Source organism: Ensifer sp. ENS02 (assembly GCF_014851885.1).
Lineage (GTDB): Bacteria > Pseudomonadota > Alphaproteobacteria > Rhizobiales > Rhizobiaceae > Ensifer > Ensifer adhaerens.
The window spans coordinates 1-627 of sequence record NZ_JACVAO010000067.1; the positions used below are offsets into that span (position 1 = coordinate 1).

1 protein-coding gene is annotated in these 627 nt (G+C 64.0%); it reads right to left on the reverse strand.

Annotated features, from left to right (window positions below; all coding sequences use genetic code 11):
* The coding region (locus tag IB262_RS35460; RefSeq protein WP_192494581.1) for an amidohydrolase family protein at nt 1-627 on the reverse strand (627 nt) is incomplete at both ends.

Consider the following 627-nt stretch of genomic DNA (forward strand, 5'->3'; position numbering starts at 1 on the left):
GCGGCATGTCCGGGCGCGGCTCGCGGAAGTCCTCGAAGTCGGCGGCGGAAAACACCAGCATCTCGCCGGCACCGTTGTGGCGGAAATAGTCGTTACCCTGCTTGTACTTGACCGACGACGTCCATTTCAGGAAGTCGTCCTTCTCCTGCTTCGGCTTCTGGGTGAAGAGGTTGTAGGCAAGGCGGACTGTCATCTGGCCCTCGTCCGAGAGCTTCTGGATGACGGCATAGTCATCCGGGTAGTTCTGGAAGCCGCCGCCGGCGTCGATGACGCTGGTGACGCCGAGCCGGTTGAGCTCGCGCATGAAATGACGGGTCGAGTTGACCTGGTAATCGAAGGGCAGCTTCGGCCCCTTGGCGAGCGTCGAATAGAGGATGCCGGCATTGGGCTTGGCCAAGAGCAGCCCCGTCGGGTTGCCGCTGGCATCGCGAGTGATCTCGCCGCCTGGCGGGTTCGGCGTGTCCCTGGTGTAGCCGACGGCGCGGAGCGCCGCGGCATTAAGCAGCGCCCGGTCATAGAGATGCAGCAGGAACACCGGCGTATCGGGCGCGACCGCGTTGATCTCATCGATCGTCGGCAACCGCTTTTCGGCGAACTGGTGCTCGGTGAAGCCGCCGACGACCCGCA